Source organism: Shewanella sp. ECSMB14102 (assembly GCF_000813075.1).
Classification (GTDB): domain Bacteria; phylum Pseudomonadota; class Gammaproteobacteria; order Enterobacterales; family Shewanellaceae; genus Shewanella; species Shewanella indica.
In genome coordinates this window covers 72,230-96,004 of record NZ_JWGX01000005.1, presented here as the reverse complement: position 1 = coordinate 96,004, position 23,775 = coordinate 72,230, and the positions used below count along the sequence as shown (strand labels likewise).

Here is a 23,775-nt window from a genome sequence, read left to right as displayed (position 1 = left end):
TTCAGTCTCCCTGAGCGCGGATATCCAGCGCCTGCCAATGGGGGAAATGCTTGCGGATCAAGGCATTGAGTTCCAATTCAAACTCACTGAAATGGGTCGTTTTTTCAGTTTCCCCAAGCGCCTGCTGCACCATACCGGCACCGACTGTGACATTGCTGATACGATCGATAAAGATAAAACCGCCGGTATCGCGATTGTCACTATAGGCATCGAACACCAGGGCCTCGCTCAGCTCAAGTTCAACCAGGGCTATGGTGTTGAGGCTCAGCTCGGCAACACTATCCTGTGCCAGGGTATTCACATCTATGCTGTGCAATATGCGGCTGACACTGGCGGGCACCTTTTTGGTTCCCAGCTTGATGTTGTATTGCTTGCCGGGTGTCAGCGGCTGCTCGTGCATCCACACCACCTTGGCCAGCAGCCGGTTGGAAACGCCCACAGGGCTCGCCGCCGGTACTATCACATCGCCGCGGCTGATATCTATCTCATCATTCAGGGTCAGGGTCAGAGCCTGGCCGGCATAGCCCTGCTGCCGATCACCATCGAAGGTGACTATCGAGGCGATAGTCGACTCTTTCCCCGAAGGCAGCACCTTGATCCTCTGACCAACTTGCAGACTGCCGGAGGCCAAAGTACCGGCAAAACCGCGGAAATCCAGGTTGGGACGGCTGACATACTGCACCGGGAAGCGGGCATCGAAGGCGTGATTAAAGCCGGTCACAGGCGCACTCTCCAGCATGGCAAGCAGGGTTTCACCCTGATACCAAGGGGTGCGCGCCGAGCGGTTCACCAGGTTGTCGCCATCGAGTGCCGACAGCGGTACAAAGCGGATATCTTCCAGCTGCAACTGGCCGGCAAACGCCAGATAGTCGGCCTTGATCGCCTCGAAACGCTCCTCACTGAAATCCAGCAGATCCATCTTGTTGACGGCCACGATGAACTGCTTGATCCCCAAAAGAGAGCAGATAAAGCTGTGTCTGCGGGTCTGGGTCTGCACCCCGTAGCGACCGTCGATCAGGATAATCGCCAGATCGCAGTTGGAAGCGCCGGTCGCCATATTGCGGGTGTACTGCTCATGCCCGGGAGTGTCGGCAATGATGAATTTGCGCTTCTCGGTAGAGAAATAACGATAAGCCACATCTATAGTGATCCCCTGCTCGCGCTCGGCCTGCAGGCCATCCACCAGCAAGGCCAGATCCACGGCTTCGCCCGTGGTGCCATGGTTCTTGGAATCCTTGTGCAGTGCCGCCAGTTGATCTTCATAGATCTGGGCGCTGTCGTGCAGCAAACGGCCTATCAGTGTTGACTTGCCGTCATCCACGGAACCACAGGTCAGAAACTTCAAAAGCGATTTATGCTGCTGATTTTCAAGATATTGCTCTATACCCAGCTCATTGACTTGTTGTGCAACCGACATTAGAAATACCCCTCACGCTTTTTCTTTTCCATCGACCCGGACGAATCCCTGTCGATGACCCGTCCCTGACGCTCACTGGAGCGGGACAGCAACATCTCTTCGATAATCTCTGCCAGTGTCGCGGCACTGGACTCTATGGCGCCGGTCAGGGGATAACACCCCAAAGTGCGAAAACGCACCCGGCGATACTCGGGCACTTCGCCTTCATTGAGCGGCATCCGCTCGTCATCGACCATGATCAGGCTGCCATCGCGCTCCACCACAGGGCGCTGCTCGGCAAAATAGAGCGGCACTATGTCGATGTTTTCCTGATAGATGTATTGCCAGATATCCAACTCGGTCCAGTTGGAAAGCGGGAAGACCCTGATGCTCTCCCCCTTGTTGACCTGGCCGTTATAGGTGTGCCACAGCTCGGGGCGCTGATTTTTGGGATCCCAGCGGTGATGGCGATCGCGAAAGGAATAGACACGCTCCTTGGCGCGGGACTTCTCCTCGTCGCGGCGGGCGCCGCCAAAAGCGGCATCGAAACCGTATTTATCCAGGGCCTGTTTCAGGCCTTCGGTCTTCATCACGTCTGTGTGCTTGGCCGAGCCGAAGGTAAAGGGATTCATGCCCATCGCCAGGCCTTGCGGGTTCTTGTGCACCAGAAGCTCGAAGCCGTACTTCTTGGCCGCCTGATCGCGAAAACGTATCATCTCGCGAAACTTCCAGTCGGTATCCACATGCAGTAAGGGGAAAGGGATCTTGCCCGGATAAAAAGCCTTGCGCGCCAGATGCAACAGCACGGAAGAATCCTTGCCGATGGAATACAACATCACCGGGTTGTCAAATTCGGCGGCAACTTCGCGAAAGATCTGGATGCTCTCGGCTTCCAACTGTTCAAGGTGACTCAACACTGGCCCTGACATCTTATTTCTCCAATTGATTCAAAGTGCTGTAACAGCATCATGTTGTAGTTGCAGGCCATTGTTCGCCGCCTCGGGTTCAAACCAGCTGAGGCTGTCCGCCAGAGCGACTACTTCGCCTATGATCATCAGCGCCGGCATCACTACCCGCGAGTCCTGAGCCAGGGTTTGCAACTGCTCCAGAGTGCCGATAACACGCTGTTGCTGCCTAGTCGTGGCCTTGGAAACTATGGCCACCGGCGTCTGTGGGCTACGACCATGGGCAATCAGTTGTTGCTGAATAAGCCCGGCATTGAGGATCCCCATGTACACCACCAGGGTGTTGGCCGGGTTGGCGTAGCCTTGCCAATCCATGGGGCGGTTTTGCAGCTGGCAATGACCGGTAATAAAGCTGACCCCCTGGGCAAAATCCCTGTGGGTCAAGGGAATCCCCGCATAGGCGGCGGTACCGCTGGCGGCCGTGATGCCCGGCACCACTTCAAAGGCAACGCCGGCCTGCGCCAGAGTCTGCAACTCCTCGCCGCCGCGACCGAAGATAAAGGGATCGCCCCCCTTGAGTCTGACCACGGTTTGGCGGGTGAAGGCCTTGGTCAGCAACAAACGATTGATTTCACTCTGAGAAGCACTGTGCTCACCGGCCCGTTTGCCCACGGCAATGCGCTCGGCACCTTCGGGGATCAGCGCCAGGATCTCGGGACTGACCAAGGCATCGAACAGCACCACATCGGCGCGCTTAAGCAGGTGCCACGCCTTGACGGTCAATAGTTCTGGATCGCCGGGACCGGCTCCAAGCAGATAAACTTTGCCCTTGGCCCGCTTACCGGGCAGTGTCAGTAATTCCATGCGCTATTCCCCATCTTGCTGATGCAAGCAATATAGCGGCTACACATATTCCACTATAAATAGAGAATCATTAGTTGTTATTACTTTTAGATATATAAGAGGAAATCGCGGTAATGAAAAAGATATCTGGGACGGATAAATCTGTTAATAAAAAACATTACTTTTTACTTTCAATGAATTACGGAAATAGAGTCGAACCGGGTTGATGAAATTTTTTATTGTTTACTGCCGCATTTGGCACTAACTTATGGCAAAAAATTCTAGTTTAAGCTCAGTGACTACGACTCGGGATGGGAATGTGCAGGCTAAAGCCAGGATGTTACACTCTCAAGCCGAAACAATAGCCGGGCACCCATCAAGCCTCAGAGACAACAGGGAAGAATATGTATACCAAAATCCGTTCCAGCCTCAGCGGCCTGACCTTGGCCCTGGTCATATTACCGTCCAGCCAACTCTCTGCCGCCGAAGCCAATGGCCCTTCGCTGGTCGATCAAAGGGTGCAAGAGGAGCTGGAAACCTCAGAGCGACCCTTTGTTATCACCCCGCACAAGGTCAATTACATACTACCGGTCACCTATAATCCTTCGCCCAATATGGCCCCTTTTGAATCGAAAACGACTTCAGAAGATGAAACCTTGGATAAATATGAAGCCAAATTTCAAATAAGCTTCAAATTCCCGCTGATGTACAACGTGTTTGGCGACAATGGTCACCTGTTTTTCGCCTATACCAATCAATCCTGGTGGCAGGTGTACAACAAGGATATCTCCTCGCCGTTTCGGGAAACCAACCACGAGCCCGAACTCTTTATGTTGTTCAACAACGACTGGAAAATAGCCGGTTTCACCAACTCCTTCTGGGGCTTTGGTGCGGTGCATCAGTCCAATGGCAAGTCGGGCGACCTGTCCCGCAGTTGGAACCGTATTTATGGCACCATGGTGTTCGACAAAGGCCCAATCGCCCTGGCGGCCAAGGTGTGGTGGCGGATCCCGGAAAGCGAGAAAGACTATGAGGGAGATCCCCGCGGCGACGATAACCCGGATATCACAGATTACCTTGGCCACTTCGAGCTGACCGGCGTCTATGGCATAGACGACCACAGATTCAGCCTGATGTTGCGTAACAATCTTCAAAGTTCCAACCGCGGCGCGGTGGAGTTTACCTGGAGTTACCCCATACTCGGTAACCTGCGCCTATATGCACAATACTTCAATGGCTACGGCGAAAGCCTTATCGACTATAACGATCACAATCAGCGTATAGGTATAGGGGTCGCCATCAACGATATCCTGTAAGCTATCAAGGGCGAGCTTAATGATTGCCTCTGTGCCATTTATAGGCCCAGAGGCTGATATCAGGGAGAGATATGAAGCCGGGATTCCGTGAAATAGTTAGCTGCTTTATCCTGCTGTTGCTGATCTCCTGTCTGCAGTTGGGACGATTCCTGCTGCCTGAGCCTGCGAAAAAAGAGCTGCTTAGCCAAAGGCAGATGCAGGCCGACCTGACTGTGCTGCTCAAACAATTGCAGCAGCACTCGGCCTTTATGGTGCTGGATCCGAACATTGAATCCCGGCTCGAGAAACGGCTGCAACGGCTGAAACAGGAATACCGAGACAGCATAGCTATCAATCGTTTCACCGCCGAAGTCAATAAACTGCTGGGAGAGCTAAAAGACCCCGGAGTCAGGGTCAAGCAAGCTGCGCTGCCTTCCGGCGTCTTGCCCCTCAGGCTCAAGCCCATGGAAGACAAATGGCTGGCGCTCAATGACAAGGACGAGCCCCTTCAAAGTGATACACCTTTTATCAGCCATATCGATGGCCTGCCCATCAGCCATTGGCAGAAGATTGCCAATCACTTTTTGCCGCCGGAGCAGCGAAATAACGTACCTATGCAGATACCTTGGCTGCAACAGCTGGATCTTCTGCGGCGGGAGATGGGGCTTAGAGTCAAAGATGAGGTACTACTGACGCTCTATGGGGCCGATCTCCAGCCACAAAATATAGAGATAAAAGTACCGCTGCAATTTCTCAGTGCTCCTCTGTCTATTCTGGCCAGTTGGCAACAATTGGCGCCTGACACAGCCCTGTTTACCTTGACGGATCTCAACGCCATAGAGACAGACCCTCAGCTGCAACAAGATCTGCTGCGCGCGATGAGTAATCACACCCTGGTGCTGGATCTGCGCCACGCCAACGGATTCAGCGACAGCCTGCTGCAGTTTCTCGGCAACTATCAAGATGGACTCAGCAGCCAACCACTGGGCTATAGCCGCTACCGCCGCTCACCGCAGCTACGGCGCGACTTTCTGCAGCCACTGCACTTTGAACCGCTCACTCAATTCGCACCGTTTCCGCCGGTACAGGCCGCACTGGACAATCAGCCACAGCCCAACCTGAGTCACTGGTATGCCCGACCGCTCCCAAAACTGACTGCAGCGCCCGTGCCTGAGTCCGGGCGCCTGGTCCTGCTTATCGGCCCGGACTGTCGTCAGGAGTGTGAATGGATTGCCTATGCCGCCAAACGCTGGCGCAGGGCGTTGTTGGTGGGCGAACCGACCCGCGGCGATCTGGGGCGTTTACATCATTTCACCCTGCCGGCCAGCGGCCTTAAACTGAGTATCAGCGCCTCGCTTGGCTATGACGGTTATGGTCAGTTGCTTTCCGGAGTCGGCACAGAACCGGACCTGTTGCTACCTACAGATGCCCCCTTGCAATGGCAGGGATTACTGTCACTCATCTCCCCGGAGCAGCGTTTGCGAAAGTCTAAGGATGCTCAATCAGAACTCATGGAACCCAAGACTCAATTAAGCTCGACTACGCCCAGCTCAACTGCTCGGTAGCCCCTCTCCGGCATCTTATTTTCAATAGTTGACTCATTCAAAAAGTCACTTGATGAAAACCTTAGTTAGTAGAGACACAGATGAAGTTGAAGTTTGGAACAAACAATTCCCGGATAGCCCCATGAAAGGGTAAGTGGGCTATCCGGGACACGGAGAGTGCTTTGAAGCTGCGCCAGCAAGCCAATCAAAGCTCGGGGGTCACTCGCGACCGACTGCTGAAAAAACCTGGGCAACCGATGCCATAAAGGCGAGCCGTCTTGATGTGTATTGCCGACTGCACTGCCTGCCGCTAAGCCGATGTTTCATAAAAACACCCGATACAGAATGACATATCACACTTCCCCCAGCGGGAACTATGGATTATAAACCAGAAAACCGCCCTGTGCATAACCCTGTGAACAAATATGTACTAAAGTATAACCCTCAACGGTTAGAAGACCGTAACAATAGGAATCCTCAAGGTTAACTTTCCAAGATGACCACAAGATGACAAGCCGGACAACTTGTCCACAGACAGAAAAAGGCCGCTGATGACAGCGGCCCCAAAATCAGATCTCATAGTGCAATCCGCACTCGCGTTTTAACCCGTTGAAACGTGTCTCTTCTTCCGTCATCCCCAGCTCCAGGGGCTTGCTCGAATGGCTATCACCCACAGAGACATAACCCTGCTCCCAGAGGGGATGATAGGGCAAGTCATAGCACTTGAGATACTCATGCACCTGTTTGTTGCTCCACTCGATAATCGGCAGCATCTTGTAGCGCTTGCCGTGGATAGCCAAAATCGGCAACGCCTCCCGGGTCGATGCCTGGGAACGGCGCAAACCGGCAAACCAGGTGCCGACATCCAGCTCAGCCAGTGCCCGCTGCATCGGCTCTACCTTATTGATGCGGTTGTATTGCTCCAGCCCTTCAAGCCCCTGCTGCCACAGCTTACCGAATCTGGCCTCCTGCCAGGCGGCGCTCGTCTCGGCCCGATAGACTTTGAGATTGAGTCCGAGCCGCTCTGTCAGTTGATCGATAAAGCGGTAGGTCTCGGGAAACAGGTAGCCGGTGTCGGTCAAAATCACTTGTGTGCCTTGCTGCACCGAGTTCACCAGATGCAGCATCACTGCCGCCTGAATACCAAAGCTGGACGACAGGGCATGACTTCCGGGCAGATAGGCCAGGGCCCATTGGATCCGCTCCTCAGCGCTCAATCCGCCAAGATAGCCATTGATGGCAGCGAGGGCACTTTGCTGCTCAGAGGTCGGCGCATCCAGCAAGGCCAGCAGCGCCTCGGCGCTGTGCAATAAACTTGTGGTATCAGCCATGAAAGTCCCTCGCTGCGTCCAATACAGGTTTTACTATTCCGGCGCGCACCGTGAAATCACCGAAGCTCTCGCCGATTTCGCGCTCGGCGGCATAGCGACCAAACAGGGCATCGAGCTCGCTGAGGATCTCGGCTTCCTGAATATTTTCACGGTACATCTTGTTCAATCGGGTGCCTTCGAAGCTGGCGCCCAGATACATGTTGTAGCGCCCAGGGGCCTTGCCCACAAAACCGATCTCGGCGGCAAAGGGGCGGGCACAACCGTTGGGACAGCCCGTCATACGCACGACTATCGCCTGCTCACCTATGGCGTGCTTGGCCTGCAGCGCATCCACATGATCGATAAACTCGGGGAAATAACGCTCGGCTTCGGCCATGGCCAGGGCGCAGGTCGGCAGCGCCACACAGGCGATAGAATGGCCACGGGTTGCGGTGATCACCTGCCCCATCAGACCATACTTACGTGCCAGTGCTTCGATTTCAGCCTTATCCTCATCCGCCACTTTGGCGATGATAATGTTCTGGTTGGAAGTCATCCGAAAATCGCCCTTATGTATTTTAGCGATTTCCCGAAGCCCGGTCTGCAACAACTTACCCTGGGTATCTTTCACCCGGCCACCTTCGATAAACAGGGTCAGGTGCCAGTGGTTGTCTATGCCTTTAACCCAGCCGTATCTGTCACCGCGATCGCCAATGACCACATCACGCTTGGGGGCGAACTTAACCCCGGCGCGCTTCTCAACCTCGGCCTTAAAGGCCTCAAAGCCGTGATCCACTATGGTGTATTTGAGACGGGAGCGTTTACGATTGCTGCGGTTACCCCAATCGCGCTGCACTGTCATCACGGCCTCGGCAAACTTAATGGTGTCTTCGGCCTTGATAAAACCAAGGTCATCGGCCAGCCGCGGGAAGGTTTCCACTTCGCCATGGGTCGAGCCCATACCGCCACCGGCCACCAGATTGAAGCCCACCAGCTCGCCCTCTTGCGCCACGGCAATAAAACCCAGGTCATTGGTGTAAACATCCACATCGTTGTCCGGTGGCACAGCTACCGCCATCTTGAACTTACGCGGCAGGTAGGTCTTGCCGTATACAGGCTCGACCGCAGCCGACTGCTCATCTTCTGTGCTGAGCAGCTTCTCCTCGTCGAGCCAAATTTCGGCATAGGCACGGGTGTGCGGCAGCAGATGATCCGACAATTTCTTGGCCCAGAAATAAGCCTGCTGATGCAGCTTGGACTCTACCGGGTTGGGGTTACACATGACGTTGCGGTTCACATCACCACAGGCGGCAATCGAGTCCAGCGCTTCCCTGTCCAGCCCCTGAATAATGGTTTTCAGGTTGCGCTTGGGGATGCCGTGGTACTGGAATGTCTGCCGGGTCGTCAAACGTATGCTGTTGGAGCTGGTCAGCTCCGAAGCTATCTTGTCCACACCCAGCCACTGCTCTGGAGTACAGACACCACCCGGCACCCGGGCCCGCAGCATAAAGCTGTACAGCGGCTCGAGCTTTTGCTCCTTACGTTCGTTGCGCAGATCCCTGTCGTCCTGCTGATAGAAACCGTGAAACTTGATCAACTGTTGATCGTCGTCGCTGAAGGCGCCTGTCACTTCCGTGCCCAGACCCTCGCGTATGGTGCCGCGCAGATAGTCACTGTCGGTCTTGATATGCTCGTTGGCGGATAATTTCTGCTCACTCATGGCCTTATCTCTTTATTCCTAGGTTCTTCAGCTCAGTAGACATCTTTCTGGTAACGCTTGGCGCTGCGCAGTTGATCGAGAAACACTTCGGCGGCCTCGCTCGTCAAACCGCCTTGCTCCATGGCCACTTCAAGCAGTGCCTGGTGTACATCTTTGGCCATTCGCTCGGCATCGCCGCACAGGTAGATATGAGCCCCGCGCTCAAGCCACTGCCACAGCTCTTTGGCCTGTTGTTTAATCTTGTGCTGAACATAGACTTTCTCCGCTTGATCCCGGGAGAAGGCCAGCGAGATCCGGCTCAGGGCGCCGCTCTTGAGGTACTGTTGCCACTCGGTCTGATAGAGAAAATCCTGCTCGAAATGGGGATTACCGAAGAACAGCCAGCTGTCGCCGGCCACGCCCTCGGCCACTCTTTGCTGCATGAAGGCCCGAAATGGCGCGACACCGGTTCCCGGCCCTATCATGATCACTGGCGTCTGTGGGTCTTCGGGCAGGCGGAAGTGCTTGTTGGGTTCCACATACACCCGCACCTGAGCCCCCTCCTCGGCCCGGGCCAGGAAGTGAGAAGCGGCGCCGAAACGGCGTTGACCGTCACGTTCCTCTTCCACCAGCGCCACTGTGAGATGCACTTCAGACTCCACTTCACTCTGACTCGAAGCGATGGAGTAAAGCCTTGGGGTAATAGGGCGCAGCTTGTCCAACAGAGTCTGGGCAGAATCCAGCTTGGCACCATTGAGAGGGTAGCGTTTCACCAGGTCTACCAGTTGGTGGCTGAGAATAAACTGCCGGGTCTGCTCCTTGTCTTGACTGATAGTGAGCAGCTCGTCGCTCTGTACGGTTTCGGCCCAAAACTGCACCAGACCGGGGTAGAGTTGGGTCAGCTCTTTGTGCTCAATCAGAGCATCACGCAGCTCCACAGACTCGGTGCCAAGCTGAACCCGGGTATCCGGCGCCAGCGACAGCGCCTCGAGAATTTCGGCCACCAGAGCCTCATCGTTATGGAAATAGACCCCCAGCGCATCACCCGCCTGATAGCTGATGGACGACTCGCCCAAATCGATTTCCAGATGACGGATATCCTTGAGTGAATCCCGGCCCGTTAGTTTCTGGCTGACTATCACTTCGGCGCTGTAGGGGTTTTGCTTGTCATATTCCTGGCCGATATTGCCATTGATACCTGCATTGATGGACACCACATTGGTCGCTGCGCCATCGGCCGCCTGCAGCAGAGGCTTAACCTGCTCAAGCAGCTCGGTTTGCCAGCTGTCACTCTGTAACTGATAGTCCACATCACAGTCCACTCTGGGCAGTAAAGGCTTGGCCCCGAGGGCACTCAGGCGGGCATCGAAGTCTTTACCTGTCTGACAGAAAAACTCATAGGAGGAATCCCCCAGCGAGAGAACCGCATACTGAAGCTTATCCAGCTTGGGGGCGCGTTTGGAGCCGAGAAACTTGTGCAGCTCAATGGCATCATCGGGAGCTTCACCTTCACCATGGGTACTCACCACGGCCACCAGCAGGGTTTCCTGCTTGAGATTACGGACATTGTATTCGCCCATAGATGCCAGGTTAACGCCATAGCCCAGACTCTGGGCCTTGGTGGCCAACGCCTTGGCGATACCCCGGCCATTGCCCGTCTGACTGCCATAGAGTATGGTCAGAGTTTGCCCGCTCTGGTTTTGGGGGGAAGCGCCCTCCTGCCCCTGAGCGCTGGCGGCCAGATAACCACTGACCCATGCCAGCTGCAGCGGGCTGAGCTCGGCGGTGAGTTGTTTAAGCTTATCCACTTGTGGTGCTGAGAGTGGCGAAGCCAGTGAAGAGAGTTGTTTCAGTAACATTGAGACGGCCCGGTGACAGAGTAATGTCAGCAGCTTAGCCCCACTATCGAAAAGCAAAAAAGAATAATATTTAATTTTTTATATCAATAAGGAATATGCATGGTATAAAAATTAAGCTACAAAAGTGTGGCCTGGCGCAAAGAATTTGCTCTGACCAGTGGAGAAACACACCACATGAAGAATATGAGCTTGTTTCCATTGAAAGACTTGCGACAATGCCAAAAGCACGCTAGGTGCCATGAAAGGAATATCTGTACCCCACACCCAGGATTTCATTCATGAGCGGGCTTGGTTCCTGAAAACATTTCAGGAAGTCCCCAATGGAAAGGGAAAGACCAGTCCCCCGAGTCCAGGTCAACAGACTTGCATTCTTTCACTCTGCCAGCGGAGTTTTGGCGGGGTGAATTTTGTTTATCAACCATCAGGGAATAGTCATGCAGATTGGAATACCGAGAGAGAGTCTCGCCGGTGAAACCCGGGTCGCTGCGACCCCGGCAACGGTAGAGCAACTTAAAAAACTCGGCTTTGAAGTGGCAGTGGAAGCAGGCGCGGGTGCGCTGTCCAGCTTCAGTGATGCCGCCTTCGAAGCCGCCGGTGCCAGTGTGGTACCGAATGTATGGCAGGCCGACTTGATCTTTAAGGTCAACGCGCCAACAGAAGATGAAATCAGCCAAATCAAAGATGGAGCCACCCTGGTAAGTTTTATCTGGCCGGCCCAAAATCCTGAATTGGTGGAAAAGTTGTCACAGCGCAACATCAATGTGATGGCGATGGACATGGTGCCGCGGATCTCCCGTGCCCAGTCCCTCGACGCCCTCTCATCCATGGCCAATATCGGCGGTTATCGCGCCGTGGTGGAAGCTGCCCATGAGTTTGGCCGTTTCTTTACCGGCCAAATTACTGCCGCGGGTAAAGTCCCACCGGCCAAGGTGCTGGTGATAGGTGCCGGGGTTGCCGGTCTTGCCGCCATTGGTGCCGCCGGTTCATTGGGCGCCATAGTGCGCGCCTTCGATACCCGTCTGGAAGTGGCCGAACAGATCGAATCCATGGGCGGTGAATTCCTCAAATTGGACTTCGGCGGGGAAGACGGCTCTTCCAGCGATGGCTATGCCAAAGTGATGTCTGATGAATTCATCAAGGCTGAAATGGCGCTGTTCGCCGAGCAAGCCAAGGAAGTGGATATCATCATCACCACAGCACTGATTCCAGGCAAACCTGCGCCCAAGCTCATCACCAAAGAGATGGTCGACTCCATGAAGCCGGGCTCAGTAATAGTGGACCTGGCGGCCGCTACCGGTGGCAACTGCGAATACACCCAAAGCGGCGAACTCTTTGTGACCGACAATGGCGTTAAAGTCATAGGTTACACAGATCTGCCAGGGCGTTTGCCGGCACAGTCATCCCAGCTTTACGGCACCAACCTGGTGAACCTGATGAAGCTGATGTGCAAGGAGAAAGACGGCAACGCCAGCATAGACTTCGAAGACGTGGTGATGCGCAACATGACGGTCGTCAAGGCAGGTGAAGTCACCTTCCCGCCGCCACAGATCTCAGTGACCGCAGCGCCCAAAAAACCGGCTGCCAAAGTCGAGCCGAAAAAGGCTGAAGAGAAAGCGCCATCCAAGCTCAAGTATATTTTGGGTGCTCTGGGTGTGGCCGCGTTCGGCGCCGTGGCCTCGGTGGCTCCGGCTGAGTTCCTGTCGCACTTTACTGTATTCGTGCTCGCCTGTGTGGTGGGTTACTACGTGGTTTGGAACGTGACTCATGCGCTGCATACGCCATTGATGTCAGTCACCAACGCTATTTCCGGCATTATTGTGGTAGGTGCACTGCTGCAGGTTGGCCAGGGCTCGGCCCTGATGACCGCACTGGCATTTATCGCCGTGCTGATTGCCAGTATCAACATCTTTGGTGGCTTTACCGTCACCCAGCGCATGCTGAAGATGTTCCGTAAGGATTAAGGGGGTATATCGTGTCTCAAGGACTGGTAACAGCAGCCTATATCATAGCGGCCCTGTTCTTCATCTTAAGCCTCGCCGGCTTATCGAAGCAGGAGTCTGCAAAAAATGGAAACCTGTTTGGGGTTATAGGGATGTCGATCGCTTTGATCGCTACCATACTGAATCCCGAAACCAATGGGGTTCACTGGATCATTCTCGCCATGGTGATAGGCGGTGCCATAGGTATTCGTCTGGCGCTCAAGGTTGAGATGACAGAGATGCCTGAGCTGGTCGCCATTCTCCACAGCTTTGTGGGTATGGCCGCCGTATTGGTAGGTTTCAACTCTTTCCTCGGCCTGCACCCACAGGCGATGAACGAAGTGATAGTCACTGTCGGTAATGACCTTAATGCCACTCTGGAAGCCGCCAGGGCAGCCATAGAGCAAGCCGCCGCCTCGGCATCGCATGAGCCCATGACTGGCGCCATGCTCAACATCCACCTGGTGGAAGTCTTCTTGGGGATCTTCATCGGTGCCGTGACCTTCACCGGCTCTGTGGTGGCATTCGGCAAACTCAGAGGCATTATCTCCTCCAAGCCGATGATGTTGCCTCATCGCCACAAGCTCAACCTGCTGGCGGTAGTGGTATCCCTGCTGCTGATGATTTACTTCGTCAACGTAGGTGGCAGCATCTGGCCTCTGCTGATCATGACACTGATAGCCTTTGCCTTTGGCTGGCACCTGGTAGCCAGCATAGGCGGCGCCGACATGCCGGTTGTGGTATCCATGCTCAACTCCTACTCTGGCTGGGCGGCCGCAGCGGCGGGCTTTATGTTGTCCAACGACCTGCTGATCGTCACAGGTGCCCTGGTAGGTTCTTCCGGTGCCATCCTGTCTTACATCATGTGTAAGGCGATGAACCGTTCCTTTATCTCTGTAATTGCCGGCGGTTTCGGTACCGATGGCGCCGTTTCCAGCGGTGATGAAGAGATGGGCGAATACCGTGAAACCACGGCCGAAGAGGTAGCCGAGCTGCTGAAAAACTCCAGCTCAGTGATCATCACCCCCGGATACGGCATGGCGGTGGCCCAGGCACAGTATCCCGTGGCCGAGATCACCCAGAAACTGCGTAATCTGGGAGTGAAAGTGCGCTTCGGTATCCACCCGGTTGCCGGGCGTCTGCCGGGCCATATGAACGTGCTGTTGGCCGAGGCCAAAGTGCCTTATGACATAGTGCTGGAGATGGACGAGATCAATGATGATTTCGAAGACACAGATACAGTACTGGTGATAGGTGCCAACGATACGGTTAACCCGGCGGCCACTGAAGATCCTTCCAGCCCAATCGCCGGCATGCCGGTACTGGAAGTGTGGAAGGCCCGCAACGTCATCGGCTTCAAACGCTCGATGAACACAGGTTATGCCGGGGTGCAGAACCCACTGTTCTTCAAAGACAACACCCAAATGTTGTTCGGCGATGCCAAGGCCAGCGTAGAAGCGATTTTGAAATCACTCTAAGTAGCCTATCGCAGTAACAGCATGAGTAATAGAGGGAGCCTGATGGCTCCCTCTTCTTTTGCCTGCTCTTTACAGGTTTGAGCACTCAGGCCGCTATCTCCTGCCCCCAAGCTGTCTTTAGGGAAGGTGCGAATAAGTCCTCGTGGCACAGAGGGGAGATTCACAAAGATAAACTCAGCTTTGGAGAATGGTATTAAAAGCAATCTGGCAATGCGGCATCACTATGCCGAAACAACTACCATGCCCACCTGCACCTCTTTATCTTTCTTGCCAAGCTCCGTCAGGGTTCGCTCAACGGCGTTTTCGGCGGCTTCTTGCGCCATGAGATAAGAAGTGCATCCCTGCCACTAAGACCGGCTTTAGTGGTCTTTAGCCCACCGAATCTCCGCCCGTTCACTGTTCAATTTATGGACAATCAAATCATTGACCCTGCAAATTAGGTCTGTTAGATATACTCAGATTAAAAAATGCAAAGGAGATGTGAAATGAGTATACGGATCTTACTTGCAATTCTGTTATTGGGGTGTTGCTCTCAAAACGCGATTGCGAAACCAGAAAGCGATGTGCAAAAAAAAGTAGAAGCTCACGCTCAGTACTTTGGTTTTCAAAGTCCAGAGGCTTACTTGCACTTTTCAGCTGAATTAAATCAGCTGATGTCCGGGAAGAAAACCCTAGGAGAACCTCTTTTAAAAACGACTACTTACATCAACTCTTTGGGGGCTGGAACTACTTATTCTACACTTTCTGTTGAGCAAAAGAGTGAACTCTTTGCTTTGATAAAAGCACGTAGGCTAAAAATGGCTCAAAGTCTTGGTATTCCAGAGTCTTCAATGGATAGACTTATCACTCAATATGCAACCTACTCTAGGCTGAATGCAAAGTTGCATAACATTGCTCTGGATAAGGTGTTTCAAACCACATCAGGTGAAGATGATGAAATTGAGCGGATAGAAGTCGAGGGACGTCTACTACAAAGTTGGGGAGGCTATGACTCACTCATGATGTACGTAGGAATCACCGAGATGGCAATGCAATCGAGTATTTCCCAATACACTCCTTTCGTTGTTCGTTTTACCTCAAGAGAGTCTGAACAAACTTTTATGTATAATAATTATTCTGGGTCATGGAGTATCTCAAACGAAACTCCGTGTATACAAGATAGTTGCCAAGGGTATCCTGTTCTAAATCCTTAACTAAAAGGATTGCAAAAAAGCCCCAGTAGAATTAATTACAGGGGCTTTTTTGTACTTAGAATTTCACCTGGAGGAACCAGTCAGAAGTTGTCTTAGTTACTCTAGTGCGAGCCTTCGGCTCTCCCTCCGCTGCAATAACTTTACCTTGCACTTGGTGACCTTCCCTGAGGGGAAATTCACAAGGATAAGCACTGCCTTGAGAATGGCATTAAACGTAATCTGGCAATGTGGTATCACTATGCCATTACTGTGAACAAAACGGTACGATTCACAGCCACTCTGGGATAGAACAACCGCTTGTTGGTCCATTTCCCCCTCCAAAAGTTGGTGTGGAAGCCCCCCCCCCCGATTAAAGCTCACGCACACTCAGTGCCCCAGCTTGGCCTGCTCAATAAGCAGGGCCGCTGGTATAGCCGCCCTGCTTAGTTTTAGCCGTTAACCACCGAGGATCCGTTTCCACCAAGGCAAAGGTTCACCGCAGTTGGGCGCCGGATGATAACTATCGGCCAGCGCAGGAACCGCCACCACATTACGGCAATCGGCTTGTTTCGCCGCACCTGTATCCCGGTCGAAATAGCCCTGCACCACACCGTTGACCGGCGGCAATCTCAGCCCCAGCGGCGGCCGCTCGGCGAGGAAACGTTGATAAACAGTCATGGCACCACTGCTGCCATAGAACTGGGTCTTGCCGTTGTCATCACGGCCAACCCAAACGGCGGCAACGTTACGCTCGTCAAATCCGGCAAACCAGGAATCGCGGCGGTCGTTGCTGGTGCCCGTCTTGCCCGCCAGCATCACTCCGGGGAAGGCCGCCCCAAGACGCGAAGCCGTGCCGGACTCCACCACCTTGGTCATGGCGTACTGCACCAGATAGTTGGCCGCAGGCGTTATCGCCTCATGGCGTGGCATACTGGCCACAGGCAGGGGCTGGTTGTCGCTGTCCAGCACGGCAGTCACCGCATTGAGCTTTCGATAACGACCTCCGTCCGCCAGGGTCTGATATACCTGCGCCACCATCAAGGGGGAACCGTTCACGGCGCCGAGCAACATGGAAGGATAAGCCGATACAGCTTCATTCCAACCGGCCTCTTTTAGCGTCGCGGCTACGGCATCGACGCCAACCATCATGCCCAGATTCACGGTCGGCACGTTCATCGATTTCTTGAACGCCGTCAACAGCGGCACCTGGCCGCGGAACTTGCGATCCACATTCTGGGGCGACCAGGTCTTGCCCTGCTCATTCTTGAGGGTAATGGCCTCATCTTTGAGGGGGCTGGCGAGATTGAACTTACTGCCCTGTGCCAGCGCCGTGGCATAAACAAACGGCTTAACCAGTGAACCTATGGGACGGCGAATTTCCACCGCCCGGTTGAAACCCTCGTAGCCCGGCACCTTATCGCCCACCATGGCGGCTATCCCGGCGCTGTACTTGTCGGTCACCACCATGCCCACCTGCACCTCTTTATCTTTCTTGCCAAGCTCCTTCAGGGTTCGCTCAACGGCGTTTTCGGCGGCTTCCTGCGCCATGGGATCCAAAGTGGTATAGACCTTGACGCCGGACTGCTTCAGCAGCGCCGCACCATAGCGGTCCTTGAGTTCCTGTTTAACCACGGCAAAGAAGGCCGGCAGTTTCTGGTGCACCGGCTTGTCCGAGCGCCTTAATCCCAGCGGCGACTCCGCTGCCGCCTTGTATTGGTCGACAGAAATTTTGCTGCCTTCCATCAACAGCCTGAGCACCAGATCGCGCCGCTCCTGAGCCCTGTCAGGATAGCGCCAAGGGTTGTAGTAGGATGGCCCCTTGATAGCGGCGACCAGGAAGGCTTGCTGTGCCAGGGTCAGCTCTCCGACCGGGCGGCCAAAATAGAATTGCGATGCCAGCCCCATGCCATGCACGGCTCTGGATTTGTCCTGCCCCATGTAGACCTCATTGAGATAGGCCTCGAGAATTTCATCCTTGCTGTAACGAAAATCGATAATCAGCGCCATCAAGGCCTCCCTGGCCTTACGGATTAAGGAGCGCTCGCTGGAGAGGAAGAAGTTCTTCGCCAGCTGCTGGGTCAGGGTTGAGCCGCCCTGTACCGTGCGACCGGCACTGATATTGACCAGCAGGGCACGGGCGATGGCAAAGGGATTCACCCCGTGGTGCTCATAGAAGCTGCGGTCTTCCACCAAAATAAGCGCTTCGACTATGTGTTCGGGGATCTGTTCGGTTGGTACAAATAGCCTGTCCTCACCATCACCGGCGATGATCCTGTCCAGCAGCACAGGTTCGAGATGAAACACCGCCAGTTGACGTTTGTCGCTCATGCGCGCCACCGAAGTGACGCCGTTGGAGTCGAAACTTATCATCACCCGCTGCTCTGCCTGGCTTCCCTCAGGATGCAGGAAGGGGCGACGCCACAGCTCGATTCGGGTACTGGAGGCAGAAAACTCCCCCACCTGGCGCGGATTGGCCACCTTGCGATAGCCCAGCAGCTTAAGTTCGGCCATCAGCTGGGCGTGGCTCACCGCCGCCCCGGGATAGAGTGCCATTGAGCGACTGAACACCTGCGCCGGCAGGTGCCACTTCTGCCCTTCAAACTTACGGGCGATGATCTGATCCAGGTAGATACAATAGATGGTCAACGCCGCTACCAGAATAAGGGCCAGCTTCCAGGTTATCGACCATAACCTGCGCCACAACCCGGGGCTTTGCCGCGCCGGCTTGCTCTTGCTGCTGGTTTTTCTGGTACTTTTTTTCGTGGTACTTTTCTTGGTGGTCATGCTTATCCCAAAATTTACTGCTGGATATTCAAGGTCTTTTTCTTGGTGAATTTGGTCGGCAAAGTATTAGCCGGGTCGTCGGGCCACAGGTGTTTAGGGTAGCGCCCACGCATCTCTTTTTTCACTTCGACATAGGGCCCTTGCCAAAAGCTGGCCAGATCGGCCGTCAGTGCCAAGGGGCGCTGCGCCGGAGACAAGAGTTCCATGGTTACGGTCAGCTCCCCTTGCAGTAGCCGCGGGCTTTCGGCCATGCCCAGCGCTTCCTGCAGACGCACGCTCAGCAGCGCCCGCCCGCCGGCATCATAGCGGATCGGCGCCCGGGTGCCCGTGGCCATTTTCCAATGGCTCGGCAGCCATTCATTCAGCATCTGCTGCGCCTGCCACTCGAGGCGATTGAGCAGCAACTGCTTGATATCCAATGCCATTAACCCCTTTAGCTGCTTGATATCGCTCAAAAACGGCTCCAACCACTCCTCGAGAGAATCCAGCAGCGCCGGATCGCTGCTGTCCGGGAATAGGCTCGGATCTTTGGATCTTGCCAGTGCCAGCCTGAACTGGAGCTGCCTGACATCCTCATCCATATTGAGCAGCGCCAAGCCTTTACTGCGCAGCAACGTCATAATCGCCTGAGCCCTCAGCTTGGGATCCACCTCTTTCTCGGCTTCCCGCTTGAGCACTATCTCCCCAAGACGCAGTTGGCGCTCGGCAAAGAAACGTCCCTTGGACTCATCCCAGCCCGCCTGCTGTTGCCAAGTGCAGAGAAAAGCCAGCTCATTTTCCAGCAACCCCGCCGGTAATTCGGCCGCCAGATAGATGCGGCCGGCGCTGCGGCCCTCGGTCTCCTGGTAATCAGCCACCACCAGAAACTCGCAGCCGCTGAGGCTGTCACCGGCATCGAGCACCACGCCGCTGCCATTGGCCAACTGATAGCCCTCGACGCCTCTTGCCTTGGCTATCCTGTCAGGAAATGCCAGCGCCAACAACAGGGCGCAATCGGCACGATTCGCCAATTTCAGAAAGTCTGCCGCCTTGCCATTAAGCCCTAAGCGTCTGAGCCAGTTGCCGACTTGTCTGGCTTCAAGGCCTTGAGTGGCCTGAGAAAGTTTATCCATGATATCGGCGCCGTTGCCCGCAAGGCTTCTGGCCTCCAATAAGGCAGCCAGCAGACAAGCCAGACCGGCGAGCTCAGGTTCGCCGCGCCCCTGCCCCAAACTCTGCGCCCGGAGCAGCATATGCGCCAGCCGTGGCTGCGCCCCCAGTGCATAGGCCGCGCGGCCATGGGCGGTAAGCTTACGTTGCCTGTCTACCAATTGCAGCGACTGCAACAGCTGCCAGGCCACCGCCTCATTGGCTCTGGCCGGTGGCGTCAGTAAAGGCAAGTCACTGAGGCTACGCACACCCCAGCAAGCGGCATCCAAGGCCATGGAGAGCAAGTCGGCATGCAAGATTTCCGGCTCATCCGCCTGCGGCAAGCGGCCGTGCTCCTCCTGGCCCCAAAGCCTTAAGCAGAAGCCCGCACTGGTGCGCCCAGCCCGCCCGGCTCTTTGAGTGGCCGATGCCTGGCTGATACGCTTGAGTCCCAAACGGGTCACGCCGCTGCGGGGGTTGAAACTGGCCTGGCGCTTGTAACCACTGTCCACCACCAGAGTAATCCCCTCTATGGTCAGACTGGATTCCGCCAGGTTGGTGGACAGCACCAGCTTACGCTCACCGGCATTGGCCGGGGCAATCGCCGCATCCTGCTCTTTGGCACTCAGTGAGCCGTAGAGAGGACAAATGCGCACATTGGCCGCCACTCGGGATTGCAGATAGTGCTTGAGGCGCTGAATTTCCCCCTGTCCCGGCAGGAAGGCGAGTATCGAGCCCTGTTGCTGCGCTTCGCTAACCCCCAAAGCACTGGCCTGCTGAGGGTCCAGCAGCGCCAGCAACTGCCGCCCCATATGTTCAAGCCAAGGCGCCATGCCAGAGCCGGAACCCGAACCGCTGCGCCTCTGCGCCGAAACAGCGCTGTAGGCGATAGTCACAGGGTAGCTGCGACCCTCACTGGCAAGTAGCTTGGCATCCGGCATCAAGGTTTGTAACGGCAAACCTTCGAGCGTTGCCGACATGGCCAGCAAGTGTAAATCGTCCCGCAATGAGGCCTGCACTTCCAGTGCCAACGCCAGACCGAGATCTGTGCTCAGATGGCGCTCATGGATCTCATCGAAAATGATCATGGCAACGCCCTTGAGCTCAGGGTCCTGCTGGATCATGCGGGTCAGCACCCCCTCGGTGATGATCTCGAGTCGGGTGTTGCCGCTGACCTGACTCTCACCACGAATCCTGAACCCCACCTCTTGCCCCAGCGCCTGCCCTCTTTGGCGCGCTAAAAAGCCGGCGATGGCCCGAGCCGCCACCCGTCTGGGCTCCAGCATAAGGATCTTGCCGTCGATTTCCGGCCAGTCGAGCAGTGCCAAGGGCAGCGCGGTGGATTTACCGGCTCCGGTAGGTGCTTCGAGGATAACTTGCTGACAAGTGGCCAAGGTTTGGCGCAGTTGAGGCAACAGAGATTGAATGGGTAAGTCGTTCAAGATTCAGGGCATGGCTTACAAAAACAGGCGCTCAGTGTAACCAGTTTCCGCCGCTGTGGCTAACCTAACGAATTGGCTCGCTCAGCGCCAATAAGGGCCTGGGTTTACCTATGGCGTAACCTTGAGCATAATCCACTCCTAGCTCCCGCAGTTTCGCCACTATGGCCTCGGTTTCCACAAACTCGGCAATAGTTTGAAACGCCATCTGCTTCCCCAACTGACACATGGCGGCAATAATCGCCTGATCCGCCTTGTCTTCACAGAGATTGACCACAAACTGGCCGTCAATCTTCACATAATCCACCGCCAACTGTTTCAGGTAGGCAAAAGAGGAAAAACCGGCGCCAAAGTCATCCATCGCCAGCTTACAACCCAAAGGTTTGAGCAGTTCAATCAACCTATGAGCCTGCTCGAGCTGGCTGAGAACCGAAGTTTCGGTGATTTCGATACACAGCTTATCGACCAACTCGGGCTCGGCCAGCAGACGCATCTCAAGCCAGTCCATAAACTCCTCATCCTCAAGCGAGGACGCCGAAAGGTTCAGCGACACCAAAGACAGGGACTGCCACAACTCAAGATGCCGATTGCCCCAAAGCAGCAGATGATCTATCACCCAGCGATCCACTCTGGACGCCAGGTTATAACGCTCTGCCGCCGGCAGAAATATCGCCGGTGACAGCATCTCTCCCTCCTCCTGATACATACGCAGCAAGATCTCCAGATGCATACCGCTATCTGTAGCCTCCAGCGGGCGGATCTCCTGAAAATAGAGCTCAAATTTGTCGTTGGCCAGGGCTCCCAGGACATCGACCGAGGCGGTCATTTCGCTGTAGAGCCGCTTGAGGCGGGGATCGCTGCTGTCGTAGAGTAACCAGCCATTGCGCCCCTGCTCCTTGGCCAGCCGGCAAGCGGCATCGGCCTGGCCCATAACGGTATAGATGTCCTGCGCCAATGGTTCCAACTGGGCTATGCCTATGCTGGCCGAGACCCCATGTTTGCGGTTTTCCCAGTTGAATTCATGATTAAACAGCTGCTGACAGATACGCTCGGCGATATGTTTGGCCGACTCAGGATTACAAAAATGCATCAGGATCCCGAACTCATCGCCGCCGAGCCTGGCCACCACATCCCCCTTGCGCACCAGCTGCTTGAGCCGCTGCGCCACCTGACACAAGAGCCTGTCACCCGCGATATGCCCGCTGACATTGTTGATCACCCGAAACTGATCCAGATCCACAAAGGCAATACACACGGGAGGAGCCTGTTCCTCGCCGAGCACCTTGGCCAGCAAGGCTTCGAAATGCACCCGATTGGGCAGGCCGGTCAAAGCATCATAATTGGCATGGAATGACAGCTCGCTGGCCAGCCTGTGACGTTCACTGACATCTTCAGCCATCAACACCAGGGTACGCTTATCAGCCTTGCTACGACTGATACTGAGCTTTTGCCAGGAGAGCTCCTGTCCATGCTGAAAACCAACCTCACACCAGGCCTGATTCAATACCCCATCGCGCACCACGGCCAGGGTATCGAGCAAAATGCCCTTGTCATCCTCACGCACCAAGGTCAGCAGATCCTGGCTATCAGCGGCTACCAGTGTCTGTTTGGCTATCCGGTTCATCATGGTCAGTTGGTTGCTGCTATCCAACTGACCACAAGCCAGGGGTAACTGCTGAAACAACTCCTGATACTTGCGCTCACTGGCCAGCAGCGCCAATGCGATACGGGTCAGTTCCATCGCCGAGCCTATCATGGCGGCCGCATGGCTAAGCTCATTGACAAAGTCCTCCCGCCAGCGCTTTTCACCACCGCATTGCAAGGCACCGACGGCGATATGGGTCTCCCCCAGATTCAGTGGCGGCAGAACCAACAGGCTACGTACCTGCCACTGGCGTAAAAAACGTTTCTCTTCCTGAGCTTCCTTGGGAAGCTCTTCAATACTGTCCAGGGTCAGGAGTTTGGGATGGCGTAACAGATTGCGAAAAAAAGGCATGTTCCCCAACCCCCACTCTCGGGTGGCTTGCAGAGTATTGAATTGGGGTTTGAGGTAGAGATTACGGGTCTTGAGCCGCCCGGGAGCCTTTCCAGCCGCCAGCACAAATACCCCGTCACAATCCAGTTGCCGGGTGATGATCTCCAGGGCGCGATCAACATTCTGCTCCAGGGTGATCAACGGAGAATCGCTGAAGACATCCACCAGGGCATGTTGCAATTGATTGGCTAGACTCACGGACATAATGGGGTCATTTCCTTACGACTGTTCCTGAACTGAAGAATCCATCTGATACCATTATGCTTCCATTTTAACGCAGTGAGTCAACTCTCATGCAAAATGGTATAAGCCACAGTATAGGTCAAGAGTATAAGCCAAAGCCTTAACCGGAAACGAAAAATGAGCCCAATTACGCCTAAAAGACTATTTCTCGGATTCTCGCCAGCCGCGGCAGAAAGAGCGAGCTTGCTGAAGTTGCAGCTGGCTTGTGAACAAGCTTATGAACCGTCAGCCCCAAGTCTCAAGAAAGTGACTGAGGCCAATCTGCATCTCACCCTGGCGTTTCTCGGCCAGGTGACGGCAGAACAGCTCGAGGATTTACTCGCTGCCATTCCCGGCTTGCCCTTGAAACGCTTTCGGGTGCGGCTCGAGCATCTCTGTTTCTGGCCCGAGCCGAAAATACTCTGCCTGGCCGGCATAGCCGAAGATCCTGCGTTAATGGCGCTCGCCAAGGCGGCGCAACAACTGGCGGCCGCCCTGGGGCTGCATAGCAGCGAATATGATTACCGCCCCCATATCACCTTGATGCGAAGGGCCGACAACCTACCGGAACTCGAAGATGTTCCAACGCTCGATTTAACGCCAAGCGAGCTGCAACTCTACGAGTCTTTGAGTACTCCAACCGGCGTCGAGTACCGGATATTGACCAGTTGGCCGTTAAGCGACTGA

The 23,775-nt window shown here is 55.0% G+C and carries 15 protein-coding genes; 6 read left to right on the top strand and 9 right to left on the bottom strand.

Annotated elements, in window-relative coordinates; all coding sequences use genetic code 11:
- Position 1: 1 nt before the first annotated feature.
- The 3 genes from cysN to cobA are packed head-to-tail and all read right to left on the bottom strand — an operon-like array spanning position 2 to position 3,165.
- Entirely contained in the window at positions 2 to 1,417 is a 1,416-nt protein-coding gene (gene cysN, locus RC73_RS02300; protein WP_039033115.1) for a sulfate adenylyltransferase subunit CysN, read from the bottom strand.
- Complete coding sequence (cysD, locus tag RC73_RS02295; protein WP_025009976.1) at positions 1,417 to 2,325, bottom strand: sulfate adenylyltransferase subunit CysD; 909 nt, start codon at positions 2,323 to 2,325, stop codon at positions 1,417 to 1,419. Before cysD ends, cysN begins: the two co-directional genes overlap by 1 nt.
- Before the next feature lie 18 nt (positions 2,326 to 2,343).
- Complete coding sequence (gene cobA, locus RC73_RS02290; protein WP_039033114.1) at positions 2,344 to 3,165, bottom strand: uroporphyrinogen-III C-methyltransferase; 822 nt, start codon at positions 3,163 to 3,165, stop codon at positions 2,344 to 2,346.
- A 383-nt stretch (positions 3,166 to 3,548) separates the two neighbouring features.
- On the opposite strand from cobA, the gene RC73_RS02285 reads away from it, so the two are divergent.
- Together RC73_RS02285 and RC73_RS02280 are read left to right on the top strand one after the other, a co-directional pair.
- A complete protein-coding gene (locus RC73_RS02285) occupies positions 3,549 to 4,460 on the top strand; it encodes a phospholipase A (RefSeq protein WP_177192581.1) in 912 nt (303 codons plus the stop codon).
- A 71-nt stretch (positions 4,461 to 4,531) separates the two neighbouring features.
- Positions 4,532 to 6,004 (top strand): S41 family peptidase, encoded by a 1,473-nt coding sequence (locus RC73_RS02280; RefSeq protein ID WP_039033113.1) that lies wholly within the window; start codon positions 4,532 to 4,534, stop codon positions 6,002 to 6,004.
- A 548-nt stretch (positions 6,005 to 6,552) separates the two neighbouring features.
- On the opposite strand, the gene RC73_RS02275 is transcribed toward RC73_RS02280, so the two are convergent.
- From RC73_RS02275 to RC73_RS02265, 3 genes are read right to left on the bottom strand one after another with little or no spacing between them, the layout of a single operon-like run.
- Positions 6,553 to 7,314, bottom strand: coding sequence for a phosphoadenylyl-sulfate reductase (locus RC73_RS02275; RefSeq protein WP_039033112.1), 762 nt, complete (start codon positions 7,312 to 7,314; stop codon positions 6,553 to 6,555).
- Positions 7,307 to 9,013: an assimilatory sulfite reductase (NADPH) hemoprotein subunit gene (cysI, locus tag RC73_RS02270; protein ID WP_039033111.1), complete on the bottom strand. Its 1,707-nt coding sequence runs from the start codon at positions 9,011 to 9,013 to the stop codon at positions 7,307 to 7,309. The genes RC73_RS02275 and cysI overlap by 8 nt, the downstream gene beginning before the upstream one ends.
- 32 nt (positions 9,014 to 9,045) lie before the next feature.
- Positions 9,046 to 10,851, bottom strand: a complete 1,806-nt coding sequence (locus RC73_RS02265) for an assimilatory sulfite reductase (NADPH) flavoprotein subunit (protein ID WP_039033110.1) — start codon at positions 10,849 to 10,851, stop codon at positions 9,046 to 9,048.
- A 434-nt stretch (positions 10,852 to 11,285) separates the two neighbouring features.
- Here RC73_RS02265 and pntA point away from each other — a divergent pair, with 434 nt between their 5' ends.
- The 3 genes from pntA to RC73_RS02250 all read left to right on the top strand — a co-directional run bounded on the left by pntA (position 11,286) and on the right by RC73_RS02250 (position 15,501).
- Positions 11,286 to 12,812, top strand: coding sequence for a Re/Si-specific NAD(P)(+) transhydrogenase subunit alpha (pntA, locus tag RC73_RS02260; RefSeq protein WP_039033109.1), 1,527 nt, complete (start codon positions 11,286 to 11,288; stop codon positions 12,810 to 12,812).
- Positions 12,813 to 12,823: 11 nt separating this feature from the next.
- Complete coding sequence (gene pntB / locus RC73_RS02255; protein ID WP_039033108.1) at positions 12,824 to 14,308, top strand: Re/Si-specific NAD(P)(+) transhydrogenase subunit beta; 1,485 nt, start codon at positions 12,824 to 12,826, stop codon at positions 14,306 to 14,308.
- A 485-nt stretch (positions 14,309 to 14,793) separates the two neighbouring features.
- Positions 14,794 to 15,501 carry a hypothetical protein gene (locus RC73_RS02250; protein WP_039033107.1) on the top strand — a complete coding sequence of 236 codons (708 nt, stop codon included), beginning with the start codon at positions 14,794 to 14,796 and terminating at the stop codon, positions 15,499 to 15,501.
- 435 nt (positions 15,502 to 15,936) lie between these two features.
- On the opposite strand, the gene mrcB is transcribed toward RC73_RS02250, so the two are convergent.
- The 3 genes from mrcB to RC73_RS02230 form a co-directional block, all read right to left on the bottom strand.
- The gene (mrcB, locus tag RC73_RS02240; protein WP_039033105.1) at positions 15,937 to 18,264 is read right to left on the bottom strand and encodes a penicillin-binding protein 1B; all 2,328 of its coding nucleotides are present in this window, start codon (positions 18,262 to 18,264) and stop codon (positions 15,937 to 15,939) included.
- 14 nt (positions 18,265 to 18,278) lie between these two features.
- Complete coding sequence (gene hrpB, locus RC73_RS02235) at positions 18,279 to 20,834, bottom strand: ATP-dependent helicase HrpB (RefSeq protein ID WP_039033104.1); 2,556 nt, start codon at positions 20,832 to 20,834, stop codon at positions 18,279 to 18,281.
- A gap of 64 nt (positions 20,835 to 20,898) precedes the next feature.
- Complete coding sequence (locus RC73_RS02230; RefSeq protein WP_039033103.1) at positions 20,899 to 23,070, bottom strand: putative bifunctional diguanylate cyclase/phosphodiesterase; 2,172 nt, start codon at positions 23,068 to 23,070, stop codon at positions 20,899 to 20,901.
- A gap of 156 nt (positions 23,071 to 23,226) precedes the next feature.
- Between RC73_RS02230 and thpR the strand changes: the two genes are divergently transcribed.
- Complete coding sequence (gene thpR / locus RC73_RS02225) at positions 23,227 to 23,775, top strand: RNA 2',3'-cyclic phosphodiesterase (RefSeq protein ID WP_039033102.1); 549 nt, start codon at positions 23,227 to 23,229, stop codon at positions 23,773 to 23,775.